At 27.8% G+C, this 695-nt stretch carries 2 protein-coding genes; one reads left to right on the top strand and one right to left on the bottom strand.

Going from position 1 to position 695, the window contains the following annotated elements; genetic code table 11:
- Position 1 precedes the first annotated feature (1 nt).
- On the top strand, positions 2–373 hold the full coding sequence (locus AMN99_RS05600; protein ID WP_075506818.1) for a pyrophosphohydrolase domain-containing protein: 372 nt from the start codon (positions 2–4) through the stop codon (positions 371–373).
- Here the strand turns inward: AMN99_RS05600 and AMN99_RS05595 are convergent.
- Positions 370–695: nicotinate-nucleotide diphosphorylase (locus AMN99_RS05595; RefSeq protein ID WP_425304637.1), on the bottom strand; the 326-nt coding region annotated here is incomplete at its 5' end. The genes AMN99_RS05600 and AMN99_RS05595 overlap by 4 nt on opposite strands.

Genomic DNA, 695 nt, shown 5'->3' with positions numbered 1-695 from the left:
TATGTCGAATTTTAGCAAAGTTGGAATTTTTATGAAAACCTTTGGTCAAGAAGTTAAAACTAAGCCATCTTTTAGCACCGATAAGATAAACAAATTAAGAATAGATCTAATTAAAGAGGAGTTAGATGAGCTTACTGAAGCTATGAATAATAAAGATTTATTAGAAGTTGCTGATGCACTTACAGATATTTTGTATGTAACGTATGGGGCAGGACACGCTTTTGGAATAGATTTAGATAAATGTTTTGAAGAAGTTCAAAACTCAAATATGAGCAAATTAGATGAAAATGGAAAACCTATTTATAATGAAGCTGGAAAAGTTATGAAAGGTCCTAATTATTTTAAACCAGATCTAACTAAGTTTGTAAGTTAAATTTCTAACTTAAAGTCAACCGCAGTAGCACTATGAGTAATGCTTCCTATAGAAATTCTATTTACTCCTGTTGAGGCAATTGCTTTGACAGTTTTTAAATTAACATTTCCAGAAGCTTCTGTTTCGTAATACTTTTTAGCAATTTTAACTGCAGTTTTTAAATTTTTTAAATTCATATTATCTAGTAGAACAGTATTAAATTTTAAACCTAAAATTGATCTAAGTTGGTCAATTGTATCAACTTCAACTGTAATTTTTTTTCCTTTTTTATTTTTAATTGCTCTTATAACTAAATTTTTTAAATCTGAACTTGCGATGTGAT

It is taken from the genome of Candidatus Pelagibacter communis (assembly GCF_001180225.1).
In the GTDB taxonomy this organism is placed as follows: domain Bacteria; phylum Pseudomonadota; class Alphaproteobacteria; order Pelagibacterales; family Pelagibacteraceae; genus Pelagibacter; species Pelagibacter ubique_D.
Note: the sequence above shows the minus strand (reverse complement) of the source record. Positions and strands in the feature narration are given on the sequence as shown.